Here is a 19,936-nt window from a genome sequence, read left to right as displayed (position 1 = left end):
GCCATCCCAACGGAATACCCCGCCACGGCATCGCGGGGCTACACAGAGATGTCGCTGAAAAGAAAAAAGGGCTGCATCAACGCAGCCCTTCTTCGGAGTGATCACTCAATTACACGCGCTTGAATACCAGCGTGCCATTGGTGCCACCAAAACCAAACGAGTTGGAAATAGCCACGCGGATATTCATTTCGCGTGCGGTGTTGGCCACGTAATCCAGATCGCAACCGGCTTCAAAATCCTGATCGAACAGGTTGATGGTCGGTGGCGAAATCTGGTGATGCAGTGCCAGGACCGAATACACAGCCTCAACACCACCCGCGCCGCCCAACAAGTGGCCGGTCATGGATTTAGTCGAGTTAACAGCCAGTTTGGCAGCGTGATCGCCAAACGCCATCTTGAGCGCCTGGGTTTCGTTGGCATCACCCAGCGGAGTCGACGTGCCATGTGCATTCACATAATCGACTTCATCCAGATTGATCCTGGCATCACGCAACGCATTGGTCACGCCACGCGCCGGGCCTTCTGCGCTCGGTGCGGTGATGTGGTGCGCATCGGAACTCATGCCGAAACCAACCAGCTCGGCGTAGATCTTCGCGCCGCGTTTGACCGCGTGATCGTACTCTTCCAGCACCAGTACACCAGCGCCCTCACCCATGACAAAGCCATCACGGCCCTTGTCCCACGGACGAGACGAGGTAGCCGGATCGTCATTGCGGGTCGACAACGCTTTCATCGCAGCAAAGCCACCAATACCCAGACCGGTTACCGCGCCTTCAGCACCGCCAGCCACCATGACGTCGGCATCGCCGTACTGGATCATGCGGGCAGCGTCGCCAATACAATGCGCGCCAGTGGTACATGCCGAAACGATACCGTAGGTCGGGCCTTGAAAGCCTTTGTAGATCGAGACATGACCGGCAATCAGGTTAACCAGCGAACCGGGAATGAAGAACGGGCCAATCTTGCGGGGGCCACCGGCCAGCAAGGTTGCACCGGTTTCTTCAATCAGCGGCAAACCGCCAATACCGGAGCCGATGTTCACGCCGACGCGGGTTTTATCCAGACCAGCCAAGTCTTCAATGCCGGAGTCGGCAATGGCCTGGAAAGCGGCTGCGATACCAAAGTGGATGAACAAATCCATCCGGCGGGCATCTTTAGCCGAAATATACTGGCCGATATCGAATTCTTTGACTTCACCGGCGATCTGGCAAGCGTACTCGCTTGCATCAAAACGGGTGATCTTGCCGATGCCGGACTTGCCGGCGAGAAGATTCGCCCAGCCCGTTGCCACGTCGTTGCCCACAGGCGACACATGACCGAGACCGGTAACGACTACTCTACGTTTGGACACGGTAATCTCCGAGAGTGAACCGGATGTAACAAGAGCGGCGGCAATGGCGCAGCGCCCGCGATCGATACATTTCGTTTGTTTCTAATGGTCCGCACAGGCTGAACCTTTAAAGACAGGTCGAAAAGCATTGACGCAGGCGTTGGTCTTGCGCACCGCTCTAACCACAACCACCAAAGCGGCTGCGGAGACGAATCGGAACGATTACTTGCTCAGGTGGGCGCTGACGTAGTCAATCGCTTGCTGAACAGTGGTGATCTTCTCAGCTTCTTCGTCCGGGATCTCGCATTCGAATTCTTCTTCGAGTGCCATCACCAGCTCAACGGTGTCGAGGGAGTCGGCGCCGAGATCGTTCACGAAGGACGATTCGATTTTGACGTCGGTTTCCGGTACGCCAAGTTGCTCAGCAACGATTTTCTTCACGCGCTGTTCGATGTTTTCCATGGGTTTAGCCAAGCCTTTCTAAGATTCGGAAAAAAGCGTCCGCATTCTACCAAAAAAACGGGCTACGCCAAGCGCATCCGGAGGTATTTGATGAAAATGCACACGCTATACGGTTGAAAACTACTTATATTCTCCGGATCGCACGTCAAACCGATGCGCTCCGGCAAGAATCAATTCATGTACATCCCGCCGTTCACGTGCAGTGTATTGCCCGTGACGTAGCCAGCTTTGTCGCTGGCAAGGAATGCTACAGCATCTGCGATATCCTGGGGATCACCCAAGCGACCCAGAGCAATGCTTTCTACCAGTTTTGCCTTTTGTTCTTCCGGCAAAACCTTGGTCATGTCTGTATCGATAAACCCCGGCGCCACCGCATTGACGGTTACACCGCGGCTGCCGATCTCGCGCGCCAGCGATTTGGTAAAGCCAAACAACGCCGCTTTGGCCGCCGAGTAGTTGGTCTGCCCCGGGTTACCCGTGGCACCGACTACCGAAGCGATATTTACAATACGACCCCAGCGCGCCTTCATCATGCCACGAATAACGGCTTTTGAAAGCTGATATACCGGCTTCAAGTTGGTTGCCATGATGGCATCCCACTCGTCATCCTTCATGCGCATCAACAGGTTATCGCGAGTAATGCCCGCATTGTTGACCAGGATTGTAATTGCGCCAAATTCTTTTTCGATTTGCGATACCAATGCCTCGCACGCGCCGTCTTCTGTCACCTGCAAACGCAAGCCCTGACCTTTGGCACCGGCTTCTTTCAGATATGCGGTAATCGCTTCTGCGCCGCTATCTGATGTTGCAGTACCCAGCACCGTAGCACCTTGCTGTGCCAGTTCCAGTGCAATCGCCTTGCCGATCCCGCGCGAAGCGCCGGTTACCAGTGCAATTTTGCCTTCCAGACTCATGATTGGGCCCTTCCTGATTCGTTTTCTTTGAATTCTTTGTAATTTATAGCGCAGTGCGCAGTGCGTCGAACGCAGCCGGATCGGTCAGCGCAAATTGCTGACCATCGCTGGCAATCCGCTTGCCAAGACCTGCCAGCACCTTGCCTGGACCACATTCGGCAAACACCGTGACGCCATCTGCCGACATGGACTGGACAGTCTCAACCCAACGCACCGGTTTGTACAACTGCCGAACCAACGCATCTTTGATCTGCGCAATATCGGAGTATGACGTTACATCAGCATTGTGGATGACTGGAATTTTTGGTGTTGCCAAAGCCAGCGTATTGAGCCTGGCTTTGAGTTGTTCTGCTGCAGGTTGCATCAGATCGCAATGCGAAGGCACCGAAACCGGCAGCAACATGGCGCGTTTGGCGCCCTTGGCCTTGCAGACCTCACATGCGCGTTCAACCGCAGCCTTCGAACCGGCGATTACTACCTGGCCTGGGGAATTGAAGTTGACGGCCTGCACCACGTCACCTTGCGCTGCTTCGGCGCAAGCTTCAATGATCGCGGCATCATCCAGCCCCAGTACGGCAGCCATGGCGCCCTCACCTGCTGGCACAGCGGCCTGCATGGCTTCGGCGCGCAAACGCACCAGTTGCAGGGCATCGCCAAACGAAATTGCTTCAGCAGCAACCAGCGCCGAGTATTCACCCAAGCTATGGCCAGCCAGCACGTCCGGCACGCGGCCACCTGATGCCAGCCACGCGCGCCACACGGCCACGCCAGCGGTCAGCATGACCGGCTGGGTATTAATGGTGGCATTCAGCGTTTCAGCCGGGCCATCAACAACCATTTGCCAGAGATCCTGGCCCAATATGCCAGACGCTTCATCAAAAGTGGCTTTCACGACCGGAACATCGGCCCAGGCGTTCATCATGCCCACGGCTTGCGAGCCCTGGCCAGGGAATACAAATGCCAGCTTCATACGAGTTCTCCTTGCTTCAGGCCCCGGATTGCGGCGGCTTGGCCTGACTAATTCAAATGAGCGTTTGAAAAAACAAACGGCGCATTTTGCGCCGTTTTGCTTAGTACTTGATCAGCGCGGAGCCCCAGGCAAAACCGCCGCCGATGCCTTCGAGCATCAGCGTCTGTCCTCGCTTGATCGATCCGGAGCGGATACCTTCATCCAGCGCCAGCGGAATCGATGCCGCCGAGGTGTTGCCATGGCGTTCTACCGTCACAATGACCTGATCCATCGACAGGTGCAGATGCTTGGCGGTGGATTCGATAATGCGCAGGTTGGCTTGATGCGGCACCAGCCAATCTATATCTGTGGCCTGCATGCCAGCGGCTTCGAGCGTTTCATGAGCGATATCAGCCAGTGCACGCACAGCAAATTTGAACACCGCATTGCCTTCCATATAAATATATGGATTACCAGCGATCTGTCCCTGCTGCATCCGCGCGTCGGTTTTCAGGATCGAACGATAACGACCGTCCGCCTTGAGTTTGGTCTGCAAAATACCGGGTTCTTCGCTGGCCTGGAGCACAACCGCACCGGCGCCATCGCCAAACAGGATGCAGGTGCCGCGATCATTCCAGTCAACGATATTCGAGAGCGTTTCTGCGCCAACAACTACGGCGCACTTGGCAGCGCCCGTCTGCACAAACTTGTCGGCAGTGGCCAGCGCGTAAATGAAGCCGGAACAAACCGCCTGAACATCAAATGCGGGAAAGCCGTGCACGCCCAGCTTGTCTTGCAAAATACATGCAGTCGACGGAAACACGCTGTCTGGCGTGGTGGTAGCGACGATCAGCAGATCGACTTCTTCCCGCGTCACACCAGCCGCTTCAAGCGCGCGTTCTACCGCTTTGAGTGCCAAGTCAGAGGTAGTCTCGCCTTCTGCAGCAATGCGACGTTCGCGAATACCGGTGCGCGAAACAATCCATTCATCGCTGGTCTCAACTTTTTGCGCCAGTTCGTGATTGGTCAGCGTTTTGGCCGGCAGGTATGAGCCTGTGCCGGCAATGCGCGAATACATGAGTTTTTCTCCTGGCAAGTGCATATTGGCTGCTAGCGTCGATCAGGCAGCGGGCGCATCTGGAATCACTTCCGACACGTCGGGCCGCGCAGCCAGCAATTCAAGCTCTTGCTGTACTTGTTCAGCAATGCGTTGCGTCACACCGGCACGGGCTTCTTCCACGGCCTGAGATAGCGCCCAGTAGAACGCCATACGATCAGCGCCGCCATGGCTTTTTACCACAATGCCATTTAAACCCAGCAGCGATGCGCCGTTATAACGACGTGGATCAACGCGTTTTTTGAAGCGGGACAAGACCGGCCATGCCAGTCCGGCCAGCAAACGAGACCACCAGTTACGCAAGAATTCTTCGCGCAGCTGCTCGGCGATCATCTTGGCCAGACCTTCCGATGTTTTCAGTGCCACATTACCGGTGAAGCCGTCGCAGACAATAACGTCGACCGCACCAGTGTAAATATCGTTGCCTTCCACATTACCGTGAAAATTCAGGTTGGAACGGCGTAACAGCTCGGCGGCCTCTTTGACCACCTCGTTGCCTTTGATTTCTTCTTCACCAATATTGAGCAACCCAACCAACGGGCGCCCTTTCTGGCGCGTGGCTTCAACCAGCATCGCGCCCATAATGGCGAACTGAACCAGGTGCTGCGGGGTGCAATCAACGTTCGCCCCCAAATCCAGCACACAGGTGTAGGTGTTTTTGCGCGTAGGCAGCATTTTGGCAATGGCCGGGCGATCAATACCTTTGATCGTCTTGAGCACAAAGCGTGCGGTAGCCATCAGCGCGCCAGTATTGCCTGCCGAAACACAGGCATTGGCACCACCGGATTTCACCAGATTAATCGCTACCCGCATGGAAGAATCTTTCTTGTTCTTCAATGCCGATTGCGGAGATTCGTCCATGGTGACCACTTCCGTGGCGGCCTGGATGCGCAAGCGCGGGCCCACCGTACGGCGGCGAACTTTCAGTTCGGCCTCAATGGCATCGGCAACACCAACCAGCACCACGTTCACATCCGGGTGATCGTCCAGGAACCGGAGCACCGCGGGCACAGTGACGTGCGTGCCATGGTCACCGCCCATAGCGTCGACAGCAACAGTAATATCCATCAGCTTTGCGAGTCGCTTATCCAGAATGGCGAACGGCGCAAGCAGGAATCCCCGCTTGCGCCGTTGTCATAACCATATGGTTATAAAGGGTTTTCACCCGAAGCGAATTATTCGCCCTTAGCCTTGATCACACGACGGCCCTTGTAGAAACCGTTCGGGCTGATGTGGTGGCGCAGGTGAACTTCACCAGTCGTGGCTTCAACAGCCAGAGCAGGTGCAGTCAGGAAGTCGTGTGCGCGATGCATGCCGCGCTTGGACGGGGATTTTTTATTCTGTTGAACAGCCATGTTGGGTACTCCTTGAAAACCAGTTATGTATTTAACAATTCAACGGACGACTCTGAAAGCACATCCGGCTTGCGGTCTCGTCCGTTATTCCGCTTTCCTGGTTTTCAAACCAGCCAGGACAGCAAACGGATTCACTTTCTTGCCTGCCTCGGTTACACCATCCACACCGCCGCATGTTTCATGCATAGGCGAAAACGGCACCGCAAGCAGGACTTCTTCTTCGACCAGCGCTTCTACATCCAGCGCCGGATCGACCAGAATTCCTTCCAGCTCTTCATCTTGCTCTTCAGCTTCGTCGAGCTTTGCTTCGTCAGTGAACTGCGTCAGCAAGGTCTCAGAGGCAAATGGCCAATCCATTGGCTTGAGGCAGCGCTGGCAAACCAGTCGCAAATTGCCTTTTACCACCAGACTCAACCAGGGACGCTCGAGCTTGTCGACCCCACCTTGCAGTTCCCAGTCCACAACACCAGTCTGGTCTGCGAGCTGATCGTGCAATCGCGCCATGCTTGATAATGCTATGGCGCCGGAGAGTTCCCGCTGCTCAAGCGCGAATTCTGCGCTATCGATCACTTTCATGGCCAAGGCCGTCGGAGCTAAGAAACCGCGCATGATATAATCTGCCACACCTTTCTGTCAAAGGCTTTTTAAGCCAGACCACAAGAATTTCCTATGCAAAAACAAGCCCTTCCAGCCAGACAATTGGTACTGGCTTCCACATCCGTTTATCGCCGCGAACTGCTGGCACGCTTGGGAGTACCGTTTGAAACGGCCGCACCCCATGTCGATGAAACGCCATTACGAGCCGAAACAGCCGCGCAAACCAGCTTGCGACTGGCGATTGCCAAAGCGCAAGCACTCGGCACCCAATTTGCCGATGCATTGCTGATTGGCTCTGACCAGGTCGCGCTACTGGACGGTGAGCAACTGGGCAAACCCGGCAATCACGAGCGTGCGGTTGCCCAGTTAAGCCTGATGCGCGGTCGCACTGTAGAGTTTCACACGGCCCTGGCGCTACACGACACCCGCACTGGCCAGACCCGCACTGCTACCGACATTACCCGCGTCACATTGCGAAATTACAACGACGCGCAGATTGAACACTATCTGCGCCGCGATCAACCCTACGACTGCGCTGGTAGCGCCAAAGTCGAAAGCCTGGGAATCGCGATGATCGCCGCAGTTGAGTCCACCGACCCCACCGCGCTGATCGGCCTGCCATTGATTGCCTTATGCAGCTTGCTGCAAGAGGCCGGTGTAGAGGTTGTATGAATTCCGGAACGCTCTATTTGATCCCGGTACCACTGGGTGAAGACTCCCTCACGTCGGTCATTCCGCCGGACGTGCAATCCACGGCGCAGCAGCTGACGCATTTTATCGTGGAAGCACCTAAAACCGCGCGGGCGATGCTCAAATGGTTTGGTACGCCACATGAACTGCGCAGTATGTGGATGGCCGAACTCAACGAGCACACGCAGGAGAAAGAACTCTCTACGCTACTGGAACCGTTGCTGGCCGGTCATGACGTGGGCCTGATGTCTGAAGCTGGCTGCCCTGGTGTGGCAGACCCCGGCGCCAATCTGGTCCGGCTTGCTCATACTCGCGGCATCAAGGTCGCGCCGCTGGTGGGCCCGTCGTCCATTTTGCTGGCCTTGATGGCCAGCGGGGCCAATGGCCAGAAGTTTCGCTTCAACGGTTATCTGCCCGCCGATGCCACCGCCCGCAAGGAGGCGATCCGCAAGCTGGAACAGGATTCGCTCAAGCTCAAGCAAGCCGAAATCTTCATCGAAACGCCTTATCGCAACGGCGCGCTATTCGACAGCCTGCTGGCCGCCTGCCGCCCGCAAACCCTGCTCACTGTAGCGCGTGATCTGACCACCGCCGACGAGCTGACCGCCACCCGCGAAATTGCGCAGTGGAAGCGAGAGGACGCGCCTGACCTGCATAAGCGCCCCACCGTGTTTGTGTTGTATGCCGGATAATCGGTCGCGCTGAAAAACAAAAAGCCCGCAGCAAACGCTACGGGCTTTTTGTTCCATATTCTGGTGCCGACAGAGAGACTCGAACTCTCACGACCGCAGTCACTACCCCCTCAAGATAGCGTGTCTACCAATTCCACCATGTCGGCTCTGTGCATCCCAGCGGGAAGCAAGAGGCGGCATTCTAGCGATAAGCCATGCACTTGTCCAGCAACCGGGCACACGCGGCGCGTACCAAGCAAAAATCACGGCCATGGTCAAAAATGTTAACTTATCCAATCCAGCAATTGCGCAACCCTAGACCCGAGCATGACCGACCCGCTACGCGAGAAACTCGCCGCCTGGAATTTTGAAAATCGCTACCCGGAGAAACTGGCCGAACAGTTTCCACGCATCCTCAACCGGATCGTCGAGTTGTGGGGCACACCGGGCATGCAGGCTTATTTTGACGATCTCTTGATCATGGACCGGCATGATCGTCAGGGCTTTCCACCCGATATCGGGGCGGAACTGATGTCTGTGGCGTTTGCTCATGACCAGATCATGAATCAACAAGAAACCGCCACCCACGACATCTGGGAGCACGTGCGCGAAGAAGTCGAGAGCCAACTGCGAGAACTTGGCTTTCAGGCAACGCCACGGGATTTCCAGCGCGCCATTACGCAGGGCAATACAGCCGCCGTGTTGCTGTTTATCGGCGCAGGCGTTGAGGTTAACGGTATTGACGACGTTGGCTGGACGCCGCTGATCCGCGCCTGCTTTGAAGGCAACAGCGAAATGGCGCTCGTGCTGATCAAGCATGGCGCAGACATTCATGTAAGAGACCGTGACGGCTACAGCCCCTTGCATTGGGCATCGCTCAACGGGCATGAAGAAGTTATCCAGTTACTGCTCGATCGCAGCGTCAACGTCAACAGCGAGAGCAATCAAGGATTTACCCCGCTGATCCAGGCGGCCAGTTGTGGGCACGAACGCGTGGTCAGGCAATTGATCGGCGCAGGCGCGATTATCAATACCTCCACCAAAGAAGGCTGGACGGCGCTACACAAGGCGGTGGCAAATGGCCATCTGCAAACCAGCGTTGCGTTACTGGATCTGGGCGCCGACGCCACCGCCCGCCATATGGATGGCACCACGCCGCTTTCATTGGCCTTGAATAGCGGCAACAAAGCGCTCGCGGGTTTGCTCAACCTGGGCGCCAGTCTGCAAGCCAGGCAGCGACAACGTCAGCGCGGCTAAGTTGACGACAAAGCAAGCGGCGGCCCGGCGGCGCTACAGCCGGATCCGTCCCCGGCAGATATCCCGGAACATCGCCCAGTCACCCATAAAACTGTAGAGCGGATAACTGAAAGTAGCGGGCCGGTTATGTTCGAAGAAGAAATGACCGATCCATGCGCAACCGTAGCCGCTCGCCAATCCCGCCAGCAGCCAACCCCAGCCATGCCCGCTTAGCAACATGGCCAGACAAAACAACACGCCCAGCGATCCGGCAAAATGCAGACGGCGGCATACCGTGTTGCGATGTTCACTCAGATAAAACGGGTAGAACGAAGCAAAATCGGGATAGCGGGAAGACATCAATGGCTCCGGCGGCAAACGACATAGCCGATTGATACCGCGCCCGGCGCTCGGGTTCAATACGCACCGCAGCATGACAGCCAAGGTGAGCGTTGTGATCACCACCCGAAATAAAAAGAGGCACACCGCAGTGCGCCTCTTCTCTCATCAGCAAACCTCAATCCTGAGCGCTTAGCCCAGCCACTGGCGCGCGTTGCGGAACATGCGCATCCACGGGCTATCTTCACCCCAACCGGCCGGATGCCACGACATCTGCAGCGTGCGGTATACGCGTTCCGGGTGCGGCATCATGATACTGAAGCGCCCATTGGCGGTGGTTACCCCTGCAATACCTTGCGGGCTGCCGTTCGGGTTGAGCGGATAAACCTCGGTCGGCTTGCCGTGGCTATCGACATAACGCATCGCCACAATCGACTTGCCGATATCGCCTTGCTGGCTGTAGTTCGCGAAGCCTTCGCCGTGCGAGACCACCACCGGAATTTGCGAACCGGCCATGCCACCGAAGAACAGCGACGGTGAGTCAGTCAGCTCAGCCATCACCAGTCGTGCTTCAAATTGCTCGGAACGATTACGCGTGAACTTCGGCCACGCTTCGGCACCCGGAATGATGCCGGACAGATTGGCCATCATCTGGCAGCCGTTACACACGCCCAGGCCGAAGGTATCAGCGCGATTGAAGAACGCTTCAAACTCTTCGCGCGCCCGAGCGTTGAACAGAATGCTCTTGGCCCAACCCTCACCGGCGCCCAGTACGTCGCCGTAAGAGAAGCCACCGCAAGCGGCGATACCCTGGAAGTCTGCCAGCGAGATACGGCCAGAGATGACGTCGCTCATATGCACGTCAACTGACTTGAAGCCAGCGCGGTCAAACGCTGCAGCCATTTCCACCTGGCCATTCACGCCCTGTTCACGCAGCACGGCAATCGCCGGGCGCACGCCAGTGGAGATAAACGGCGCGGCAATGTCTTGTGCCGGTTCAAAGCTCAACTTGGCGAACAGCCCCTTGTCTTGCTTGTCGCCGATGCGGGCGAATTCCGAATCGGCACCCACCGGGTTATCGCGCAGACGCTGAATCTGGTAGCTGGTTTCGGACCAGGCTTTTTGCAATTCAACGCGCGATTCATCCAGCACGAGACGATTGCGTTTTTTGATCTTCAAGCGATCGTCATTATTGAGCGTGCCGACCACGTGCAGTTCACTACGAATGCCGACATTGCTGAAAGCGGCGATCACGGCGGCGGTGTCGCTGCGCTTCACTTGCAGCACGGCGCCCAGCTCTTCGTTGAACAACACGCCCATCACCCGACCATTTTCTTCGCGAGCGATGCTTTCCGGTGTTTGTTCGTCTTCTTCACGCGCACGGCGACGACGTTCGATACAAGCTTCGTCGATTTCCAGCGTCACGCCAACGTGGCTGGCAAACATCATTTCCGCCACCGTGGTGATCAGGCCGCCATCGGAACGATCGTGATAAGCCAGAATGCGACCTTCGTCGTTCAGCTTTTGCACGGTCTCGAAGAATGCCTTGAGGCGTTCGGTGCTGACCACATCCGGCGCCCACTGGCCAACCTGGTTGTACACCTGTGCCAGCGCCGAACCACCCAGGCGACACTTGCCATCGCCCAGATCGACCAGGATCAGGTCGCTTTCGAGTTCGGTCTTCAGTTGCGGAGTAAGCGTCTTGCGCACGTCAGTGACCGGCGCAAAGGCGGAGATGATCAGCGACAGCGGCGAGATCACTTCTTTCTTCGCCCCATCGTCTTGCCACACCGTCTTCATCGACAACGAATCTTTACCCACCGGAATGCTGATACCCAGATCGCGGCACAGGTCCATACCAACCGCTTTCACGGTATCGTACAGATTGGCGTCTTCACCAGTGTGCCCGGCAGCGGCCATCCAGTTGGCGGAGAGCTTCACGTCGCCCAGCTTGGCGATTGGTGCAGCAGCCAGGTTGGTCAGTGCCTCGCCCACGGCCATACGGCCAGAAGCCGGGCCAGACAGCAGCGCCAGCGGCGTGCGTTCACCCATGCTCATGGCTTCGCCCAGCACAGTGTTGTAACCCATGGCGGTGACGGCGACATCGGCCACCGGGGTTTGCCACGGGCCGACCATCTGGTCACGCGCGGTCATGCCGCCGACGGAACGGTCACCAATGGTGATCAGGAACGACTTGTTGGCCACGGTTGGCAAACGCAGCACGCGGTAAGTGGCTTCTTTGAGCTCCAGGATGGAAGAGTCGAACAGTTGGCCTTGCACTGCGACGCGCTTCACGTCACGTGTCATCTTGGGCGGCTTGCCCAGCAGCACGTCCATCGGCATATCGACCGGGTCGTTGCCAAAGTGCGCATCGGCCACCACCAGTTTTTTCTCGGCAGTCGCGCGGCCAACCACGGCAAACGGGCAACGCTCGCGTTCACACATGGCTTCAAAGGCCAACAGGCTTTCCGGAGCAATGGCCAGCACGTAACGTTCTTGCGATTCGTTCGACCAGATTTCCCGCGGGGCCATGCCGCTTTCTTCTACTGGCACTTTGCGCAGATCAAACACCGCGCCACGGTCCGAGCCATCAACCAGTTCCGGGAAGGCGTTAGAGATACCACCAGCGCCCACGTCATGGATCGACAACACCGGGTTGTTTTCACCGAGTTGCCAGCAACGGTCGATCACTTCTTGCGCACGACGCTGGATTTCCGGATTGCCACGTTGTACCGAGTCAAAGTCCAGATCAGCCGCGTTGGCACCCGTCGCCATCGAGCTGGCTGCACCGCCGCCCATGCCGATCAACATGCCAGGGCCACCCAACTGGATCAGCAAGCTGCCGTCCGGGATGTCGTTCTTACCAATGTGGATGGCCGAGATATTGCCCAAGCCGCCCGCCAGCATGATCGGCTTGTGGTAACCGCGGCGCTCGCCTTGCCAGTTTTCTTCAAACGTACGGAAGTAACCCGCCAGGTTGGGACGACCGAATTCATTGTTGAACGCAGCGGCACCAATCGGGCCTTCGATCATGATTTGCAGCGGCGAGGCAATGCGCTCCGGCTTGCCGTATTGCTCACCTTCCCACGGCTGGATGGCGCCGGGGATATTCAGGTTGGAAACGGTAAAGCCCGACAAACCGGCCTTGGGCTTGGAGCCGCGACCAGTAGCGCCTTCGTCACGAATTTCACCGCCCGAGCCGGTTGCTGCGCCGGGGAAAGGCGAGATTGCGGTGGGGTGATTGTGGGTTTCCACCTTCATCAGAATATGGGTGGACTGCTGGTCGTAACTGTATTCGGCACTACCCGGCCGCGGGAAGAAGCGACCAATTTCAGCGCCTTCGATTACCGAAGAGTTGTCGTTGTAGGCAACAACGGTGCCTTCCGGGTGCGCTTTGTGGGTTTCGCGGATCATGCCGAATAGCGAGTGCGATTGCTTCTCGCCATCGATGATGAACTCGGCATTGAAAATTTTGTGGCGGCAGTGTTCCGAGTTGGCCTGCGCGAACATGGTCAGTTCGGCATCGGTCGGATTGCGCTTGAGTTTCTGGTAGCTCTCGACCAGGTAATCGATTTCATCGGCCGACATGGCAAAGCCGAATTCGATATTGGCTTTGTCCAGCGCTTCGCGCCCACCGCCGAGGATATCCACACTCATAAACGGCTTGGGTTCGAAATGGCGGAACAATTCGTTGCCGGCATCCAGCGTCTCGAACACTTGTTCGGTCATGCGGTCATGAATCAGTGGCAGCAGCAGGTTCTTTTCGCCAGTGGACAACGGCTGGCCGTTTTTACTGGCGTACACCGCAATCCCGCGCTCGATGCGGGAGATTTTTTCCAGCCCAGTATGGTGCAGGATATCCGATGCTTTGGAGGACCATGGCGAGATGGTGCCCAGACGCGGCAACACCAGCAGCAGTGCGCCGACCGCCTTGGCTGGCGTGGCCGGATCGCCATAATGCAGCACCCGTTCCAGCGTGGATTTCTCAGTATCGTTCAGCGCTGAACTTACTTCGGCGAAGTGCCAGTATTCGGCGTAAATGTCCGCCGTTATACCTTGCTCGACCAACGCAGCCTGGAGTTTTTCGACACGGAACGTGGAGAGCGCAGCACCGCCGCGCAGCTTGAGGACATCTGCCATGTGGGTTTAGGGCCTGTTAACACTTATTACACAACTGCGTTTGGGGCAGTTCGGGATGGCGCGTTGGGCCGCGAAATGTGCTGTGGTGTGCACACCACAAGCATTTCGCGGCACGGCGATCCGCCCGAAATACCCCAAACCCGAAGGGCTGGGCCAGAAAAAGGCCATCACTGTGTTGTACTTCTTGGCAATAACCGGTTATTGCCTGCCTCGTACGTCTTGTGCCTGGCCTTTTTCTGACCCAGCGCAGTCGCGTAATAAGCGTTAACCGGCCCTACTCTGATTTGCCAGAGTAAACAAAGGCGTAATGATACCCAAAAATTACCCTTCCCGCCGCCCCGACAGTCCGCCAGACCGCGTATTCACTGTCACAAAACCCGCATGTGGTATCTCTGTCAGCCCCAAAAACCCGTGAAATGCCGGTTTTTCAGCTGTAAGGCATACTACGTAGACAGCAACTGGCTTACAGTTCTTTGCCGGTATTGCCCGGTGCTGCACAACCGATCGGGCAAAACGCCTATGCTGCGCAAACCATAAAAGCAAAAACCAAACACCCCCTCAATGGAACCGTCGAGGAGACGAAACATGACCCGACCCACAGGCGCACAGCTCAAACTCAAATGGGAATGCATTACCAACCATCATGAGGGCGACAACTTTCTAGCTGAGCTTACCCTCACCAACCATTCCGCCACGCCGCTCTCCGGGAGCGACTGGGCGCTGTACTTCAATACCTGCCGCAAGATTCATCCGGATTCTGTAGGTGGTGGCGTCGCCATCAGCCAGATCAACGGTGACCTGTGGAAGCTGGTGCCGACCGCTGAGTTTGGTGCCCTGGCCGCAGGCGAATCGCGCAAGATTGGCTACAAAGGCATGTTCTGGGTGATCCAGGAAACCGACGCGCCGCTGGGCTTTTACGTGGTTTATGACGATGGCACTCCGGCCGCAACCGCCCAGGCGATTGGCGATCCGGAAATCGTTCCGTTCACCAGCCCGGAACAGCGCAACCGTAGCCTGAGCGACAAGGTAGAACCCGTTACCGCCGCCACCCGCTACGCCGACAACAAAGACTTGAGCCTGCTGCCTGCTGCGCAAGTTGGCCAGATCACTCCTACTCCACAGGCGCAAGTCAGCGGCCACGGCCAGTTTGTGATCGATGCACAAACATTGATCGTGCACTCTGCTGAACTGACGTCAGAAGCCGCATTCCTGCAGCAAAGCCTGGCCGATCTGGGAGTCACCCCGGCCCGCGCAGCGCAAGGCAAAGGCATTGTGCTGCAACTGGGCAAAGTGACTCTCCCGCATGCCACCGGCAATAGCGACGAAGCCTACGAACTGGAAGTTACCGCTGCTGGCATCAGCATTACCGGCGTGACCGCACATGGCGTGTTCAACGGCATTCAGAGTCTGCGCCAGTTGCTGCCCGTAGCTGCGTGGCTGAACGAGCAGCCAACGCTAGCCGTCGCTGCGGTGAAAGTCACCGACGCCCCACGCTTTGCCTATCGCGGCATGCATCTGGATGTGGGCCGCAACTTCTCCAGCAAAACCACCGTGCTGCGTTTGCTGGAAGTGATGGCGCTGTACAAGCTCAACAAGTTCCACTTTCACGTCACCGACGATGAAGGCTGGCGCGTGGAAATCCCGACGCTGCCGGAACTGACCGAGATTGGCTCCAAACGCGGTTTCACGCTGGATGAAACCGACAATCTGGTGCCATGTTTCGGCTCTGGCGCCGAAGTCGAAGGTTCGCACGGCACCGGCTATTACACTCGCGCTGACTTTATCGAAATTCTGCGCTTTGCCACTGAACGCCATATCGAAGTCATCCCTGAGTTCGACGTGCCTGGCCACGCCCGGGCCGCCATCAAGGCCATGAATGTGCGTTACACGCGCCTGCTGGCTGAAGGTCGCGTCAACGAGGCCGAAGAATATTTGCTGACTGATTTTGACGATCAGTCCAAATACGAATCCGTCCAGTTGTGGAACGACAACGTCATCTGCATTGCCAAAGAATCGTGCTACCGCTTTATCGAAACCGTGGTGTCGGATATCGAAGCCATGTTTATCGAAGCGGGCGCGCCATTCAAAGCGCTGCATACCGGTGGCGACGAGATTCCGCACGGCGCTTGGGAAGGCTCGCCGATTTGCCAGGCATTCATGGCCGACAAGGGCATGAAGACCATCCAGGAACTGCAGGATTACTTCCTGAGCCGCTTCCGCGACATCCTCACGCGCCACAACCTGGCGGTTGCAGGCTGGGAAGAAATCGCGCTGATCAAAGAACACCAACCGGACGGCAGCCACAAACTGGCACCGAATCCCAAGTTCAAAGACGCCAACTTCCGCCCATACATCTGGAACAACGTCTGGGGCTGGGGCCAGGAAGATATCGCCTATCAACTGGCCAATGCCGGTTACAAGGTCGTGCTCTCCAACGTCACCGACTTGTACTTTGACCTGGCCTACGCCAAAGACCCGGCAGAGCCTGGCTATTACTGGGGCGGTTTTATCGAGACGCGCAAGCCATTCTGGTTTTGCCCGCTGGATATCTACACCACCGCTACGGTGAACCTGTTTGGCCACCCGCTGGACCGCGCCGCGCTGGATAAAATGGCGCGCCTGACCGAAACCGGCGTGCAGAACGTGCTGGGTATTCAAGGTCAGGTCTGGGGTGAAAACGCCCGCAATCCGGGTCGTGTGGAATATCTGACTTGCCCACGCATCATCGCCTTGGCGGAACGTGCCTGGGCACAAGATCCGGGCTGGACCTTTATCGCCGATGCCGACCAGCGCAACGCCAAAATGGCTACCGACTGGAATGAGTTCGCCAACCGCCTGGGTCAGCGCGAGCTGCCACGGCTGGATGGCTTCCTCGGCGGCTACGGTTATCGCATCCCGTTGCCGGGCGCGATTGTGGAAGGCGGCAAGGTGCTGGCCAACACCAGCGCGCCGGGCCTCACCGTCCGCTACACCACCGACGGCAGCGAGCCAGATGCAAGCTCGGCGGTTTACAGCGGCGCCATCGCGGCCAAGGGCACGGTCAAGCTCGCCAGCTTCAGCCACACCAACCGCAAGAGCCGTACAGTAAGCGTGGATGTATAACCGGCCCTGAGGTTTGCAGCTGCAACAGAAACCCCGCGCAATGCGGGGTTTTTCTTTTCCGGTATCGCGTCTTGGCGCGAGCTACACCTTCAAGCTACGATGCCCATATTGATCTCCTGCCAAGTCACTCTCATGCCTAATCTCACCCTGCAATACACCGCCAATCTGACGAACCAGTTTGTCCCCACCGAATTACTGGGCCGCCTGCATGGCGCATTTGCCGCGACCGGCCAGTTCGCCATGAATGACGTGAAGGGGCGCGTGATCCGGCTGGATCAGTTTCAGGTGGGTTTGAACGAGGCGCCGGACAAGTCCTTCGTACACGTCATCGTCGCCACCATGACGACACGCAGCGAAGCACTGAAGAAAGAATTGGGACAAGCGTTACTGGAAGAGCTCAAAAAGACTTTCCGCGACAAATTTGATGCCGAAGCTTGCCAGCTGCGGGTCGAGATCGTGCCGATTGATCCGGCGTTTTATTTTGCCGGTTGATGCTCACCCGATTGCGGCCATGCACCAGCAAGCCTCGCAATCGGGTGAGCACCAACTGAAAGCGAGCTAGATGATCGGGCAGGCTCAATGCGGCCCGCGCAAGCCTTGCTGCAACTGCAACAACGCCTCAACCTCCGCCATCCGGCGGCGCGTCATCACCGCGGCTTGAGCGAACAACTTGCCATCGTCCGTGAGCAAGGCGCGCAGGCAGTGGTCATAAATCGGACCAGGCCGCTGCCAACTGGTCACTAGCCCGCCATCCTGCAATTCCACCACATCCGCATTACCGCGTCGATCCAGACTGACGATGCGGCCATCGCGTAAATGAATACGCCACCCTTTTTGCCCACCCTGCGGGCCAGCGTACTTATCCAGCCAGATATCGAGCGGTATGCCGCTGATTTGCCCCTGCAAATGAGCGGAGCCTTCGGCAGTCTGGGTATCGCCACGCTCGATTGGCTGGCCAAGGCGATCCTGAGCGGCAACCAGCCGTAACTCCAGACTGTCATCACCACCGAGCTGACTCACGATCTCGCGCAACAGCGCCAGCACATGCGTGCCCGTATCCAGAATCACGCCATCCGGGTGGCATAACTGGCGAGTGTCGGGCGCGCCGGTGGCGAAGTTCAGCGCGATGGATTCACCTTGGTCATTGAACCCGCTGGGCTCTTGCAAAAAGCCTTCGATGTGCGTCACGTCAGCCAGCCGCAGCTGTGGTTTGATTGACGATGAAATGTCTGCTGATATCCAGCCGGATGAGTCAGTACCGGTTGCCGGCAAAGCACTGCTGCGCGCCATCCAGTGATCCAGCGCCAGCACGCGGGGGGCGGTGTTGGTTTGCGCCAGCAATGTTTTGAGATGTGCCATTTGCGCGAGGCTGGCCACCACCGGTTTTTCAACCACAATGCGCTGAACCGGCGAAGCGAGGGCTTGCTCCAGCGCCGCCAGATGCTGGGTAGATGAAGTGGTGACGAACACCATATCCAGCGGTTTTGCCAGCAAGTCCGCCAGGCTGGCACAGCGCTTCACGCCACCCGGCTGGCGTAACGGCTCAATATCAAAACCATAACACTGCAAGTCAGGCATGCCGGAGCGCTGCAGCGCTGGCAAGTACGCCGTTTCGACCACTGCCCCCAAACCAATCAAGCCGATCTGCATGTGAACTCCCGCCAATCTCAGGTGAAGATTCTTCTTTCTATCATGCCTGCGCGCAGCCCACCGCTGGCCGTCCGAAAAAATGGCCAGGCAATATTTAGAGGCATCGCCATCGCATAAAAAAACCCGCCACATGGGCGGGTTTTCATCGTGCTGAATATCTCACTTCGGGCGCAATCAACCGCCGAAGAAATCCTTCACCTTGTCCATAAACGACTTGGCACGCGGATTATGCTTGGCCGGTTCGCCCTGGCTGATCTGCTCGAACTCACGCATCAGTTCTTTCTGGCGTGGCGTCAAATTCACCGGGGTTTCCAGCATGACGTGGCACATCAAATCGCCCTGCACCGAGCTACGCACGCCCTTGATGCCCTTGCCGCGCAAACGGAATACCTGACCGGATTGCGTACCGGCCGGGATCGAAATCCGCGCCTTGCCATCCAGTGTCGGAATCTCGATCTCGCCACCCAAGGCTGCCGCAGAGATGCTGATCGGCATTTCGCAATGCAGATCGTTGCCTTCACGCTCGAATACGCTGTGTGCCTTGATGTGGATCACCACATACAAATCGCCATGCGGGCCGCCGTTAACGCCCGGCTCGCCTTCGCCAGTCAAACGGATGCGATCACCCTCATCCACGCCGGACGGAATCTTCACCGCTAGCGTCTTGGTGGTCTGCACGCGACCAGTACCATGACAGTTGCGGCATGGGTCAGGAATGTACTTGCCGCTGCCGTGGCATGTCGGGCAGGTTTGCTGGATCGAGAAGAAGCCTTGCGATACGCGCACCTGGCCCTGGCCATTACACGTGTGGCAGGTCTTGGCTTCAGTACCTGGCTTGGCGCCGGAACCGCGACAGACATCGCATTCGTCGTGTGCCGGAATCTTGATCTGCCGCTCAACACCGCGTGCCGCTTCTTCCAGCGTGATTTCCATGTTGTAGCGCAGGTCAGAACCGCGATACACATTGCTGCGACCACCACGCCCGCCGCCGCCTTGGCCACCACCGAAGATATCGCCAAAGATATCCGAGAACGCATCAGCAAAACCGCCCCCGCCAAAGCCGCCCCCGCCGCCCATACCGGCTTGCGGATCTACACCGGCGTGACCGTATTGGTCATACGCTGCGCGCTTCTGCCCGTCAGAGAGGATTTCGTACGCCTCTTTGATTTCCTTGAACTTTTCTTCGGATTCTTTGCTGTCCGGATTACGGTCCGGATGGTATTTCATCGCGAGTTTGCGATAAGCCTTTTTGATGTCATCGTCCGAAGCATCGCGATTGACACCCAATGATTCGTAAAAATCTTTTTTTGACATTGCTTTCTCTCGCTAAACAAGAAAGGCACGGACGCCGATTCAACGACGCCGTGCCCCGATGCGGTTTATC

General features: G+C 57.3%; 17 protein-coding genes and 1 tRNA gene. 5 read left to right on the top strand and 13 right to left on the bottom strand.

Features of this window, described 5'->3' with window-relative positions:
* Positions 1 to 109: 109 nt before the first annotated feature.
* The 8 genes from fabF to N7220_RS14955 form a co-directional block, all read right to left on the bottom strand.
* Entirely contained in the window at positions 110 to 1,351 is a 1,242-nt protein-coding gene (gene fabF / locus N7220_RS14990) for a beta-ketoacyl-ACP synthase II (protein WP_283148326.1), read from the bottom strand.
* A gap of 201 nt (positions 1,352 to 1,552) precedes the next feature.
* Positions 1,553 to 1,792: an acyl carrier protein gene (acpP, locus tag N7220_RS14985; protein WP_184099651.1), complete on the bottom strand. Its 240-nt coding sequence runs from the start codon at positions 1,790 to 1,792 to the stop codon at positions 1,553 to 1,555.
* Between the two features lie 170 nt (positions 1,793 to 1,962).
* The gene (gene fabG, locus N7220_RS14980) at positions 1,963 to 2,706 is read right to left on the bottom strand and encodes a 3-oxoacyl-ACP reductase FabG (protein WP_283148325.1); all 744 of its coding nucleotides are present in this window, start codon (positions 2,704 to 2,706) and stop codon (positions 1,963 to 1,965) included.
* Positions 2,707 to 2,749: 43 nt separating this feature from the next.
* Positions 2,750 to 3,676 carry an ACP S-malonyltransferase gene (fabD, locus tag N7220_RS14975; RefSeq protein ID WP_283148324.1) on the bottom strand — a complete coding sequence of 309 codons (927 nt, stop codon included), beginning with the start codon at positions 3,674 to 3,676 and terminating at the stop codon, positions 2,750 to 2,752.
* 100 nt (positions 3,677 to 3,776) lie between these two features.
* The gene (locus N7220_RS14970) at positions 3,777 to 4,733 is read right to left on the bottom strand and encodes a beta-ketoacyl-ACP synthase III (protein WP_483409569.1); all 957 of its coding nucleotides are present in this window, start codon (positions 4,731 to 4,733) and stop codon (positions 3,777 to 3,779) included.
* Positions 4,734 to 4,775: 42 nt separating this feature from the next.
* On the bottom strand, positions 4,776 to 5,840 hold the full coding sequence (gene plsX, locus N7220_RS14965; RefSeq protein ID WP_283148322.1) for a phosphate acyltransferase PlsX: 1,065 nt from the start codon (positions 5,838 to 5,840) through the stop codon (positions 4,776 to 4,778).
* A 107-nt stretch (positions 5,841 to 5,947) separates the two neighbouring features.
* Positions 5,948 to 6,127, bottom strand: coding sequence for a 50S ribosomal protein L32 (gene rpmF, locus N7220_RS14960; RefSeq protein ID WP_283148321.1), 180 nt, complete (start codon positions 6,125 to 6,127; stop codon positions 5,948 to 5,950).
* Between the two features lie 84 nt (positions 6,128 to 6,211).
* On the bottom strand, positions 6,212 to 6,736 hold the full coding sequence (locus N7220_RS14955; RefSeq protein WP_283148320.1) for a YceD family protein: 525 nt from the start codon (positions 6,734 to 6,736) through the stop codon (positions 6,212 to 6,214).
* Between the two features lie 60 nt (positions 6,737 to 6,796).
* Here N7220_RS14955 and N7220_RS14950 point away from each other — a divergent pair, with 60 nt between their 5' ends.
* A complete protein-coding gene (locus tag N7220_RS14950) occupies positions 6,797 to 7,396 on the top strand; it encodes a Maf family nucleotide pyrophosphatase (protein WP_283148319.1) in 600 nt (199 codons plus the stop codon).
* Complete coding sequence (locus tag N7220_RS14945; protein ID WP_283148318.1) at positions 7,393 to 8,106, top strand: SAM-dependent methyltransferase; 714 nt, start codon at positions 7,393 to 7,395, stop codon at positions 8,104 to 8,106. Before N7220_RS14950 ends, N7220_RS14945 begins: the two co-directional genes overlap by 4 nt.
* Positions 8,107 to 8,167: 61 nt before the next feature.
* On the opposite strand, the gene N7220_RS14940 is transcribed toward N7220_RS14945, so the two are convergent.
* A tRNA-Leu gene (locus N7220_RS14940) sits at positions 8,168 to 8,252 on the bottom strand.
* A 160-nt stretch (positions 8,253 to 8,412) separates the two neighbouring features.
* On the opposite strand from N7220_RS14940, the gene N7220_RS14935 reads away from it, so the two are divergent.
* Positions 8,413 to 9,342 (top strand): ankyrin repeat domain-containing protein, encoded by a 930-nt coding sequence (locus N7220_RS14935; protein WP_283148317.1) that lies wholly within the window; start codon positions 8,413 to 8,415, stop codon positions 9,340 to 9,342.
* A gap of 33 nt (positions 9,343 to 9,375) precedes the next feature.
* Here N7220_RS14935 and N7220_RS14930 read toward each other — a convergent pair whose 3' ends face one another.
* Positions 9,376 to 9,681, bottom strand: coding sequence for an Mpo1-like protein (locus N7220_RS14930; protein WP_283148316.1), 306 nt, complete (start codon positions 9,679 to 9,681; stop codon positions 9,376 to 9,378).
* A 171-nt stretch (positions 9,682 to 9,852) separates the two neighbouring features.
* The gene (purL, locus tag N7220_RS14925; protein WP_283148315.1) at positions 9,853 to 13,800 is read right to left on the bottom strand and encodes a phosphoribosylformylglycinamidine synthase; all 3,948 of its coding nucleotides are present in this window, start codon (positions 13,798 to 13,800) and stop codon (positions 9,853 to 9,855) included.
* Between the two features lie 585 nt (positions 13,801 to 14,385).
* On the opposite strand from purL, the gene N7220_RS14920 reads away from it, so the two are divergent.
* The gene (locus N7220_RS14920) at positions 14,386 to 16,902 is read left to right on the top strand and encodes a family 20 glycosylhydrolase (protein ID WP_283148314.1); all 2,517 of its coding nucleotides are present in this window, start codon (positions 14,386 to 14,388) and stop codon (positions 16,900 to 16,902) included.
* 132 nt (positions 16,903 to 17,034) lie between these two features.
* Complete coding sequence (locus tag N7220_RS14915) at positions 17,035 to 17,394, top strand: 5-carboxymethyl-2-hydroxymuconate Delta-isomerase (RefSeq protein WP_283148313.1); 360 nt, start codon at positions 17,035 to 17,037, stop codon at positions 17,392 to 17,394.
* An 84-nt stretch (positions 17,395 to 17,478) separates the two neighbouring features.
* Here N7220_RS14915 and N7220_RS14910 read toward each other — a convergent pair whose 3' ends face one another.
* Together N7220_RS14910 and dnaJ are read right to left on the bottom strand one after the other, a co-directional pair.
* Positions 17,479 to 18,552 carry a Gfo/Idh/MocA family oxidoreductase gene (locus N7220_RS14910; RefSeq protein WP_283148312.1) on the bottom strand — a complete coding sequence of 358 codons (1,074 nt, stop codon included), beginning with the start codon at positions 18,550 to 18,552 and terminating at the stop codon, positions 17,479 to 17,481.
* 174 nt (positions 18,553 to 18,726) lie between these two features.
* Positions 18,727 to 19,866: a molecular chaperone DnaJ gene (gene dnaJ, locus N7220_RS14905; protein ID WP_283148311.1), complete on the bottom strand. Its 1,140-nt coding sequence runs from the start codon at positions 19,864 to 19,866 to the stop codon at positions 18,727 to 18,729.
* Positions 19,867 to 19,936: the final 70 nt, after the last annotated feature.

Source organism: Silvimonas soli (assembly GCF_030035605.1).
GTDB lineage: Bacteria > Pseudomonadota > Gammaproteobacteria > Burkholderiales > Chitinibacteraceae > Silvimonas > Silvimonas soli.
The sequence above is the reverse complement of the archived record's forward strand: the minus strand, read 5'-3'. Positions and strand labels throughout refer to the sequence as shown.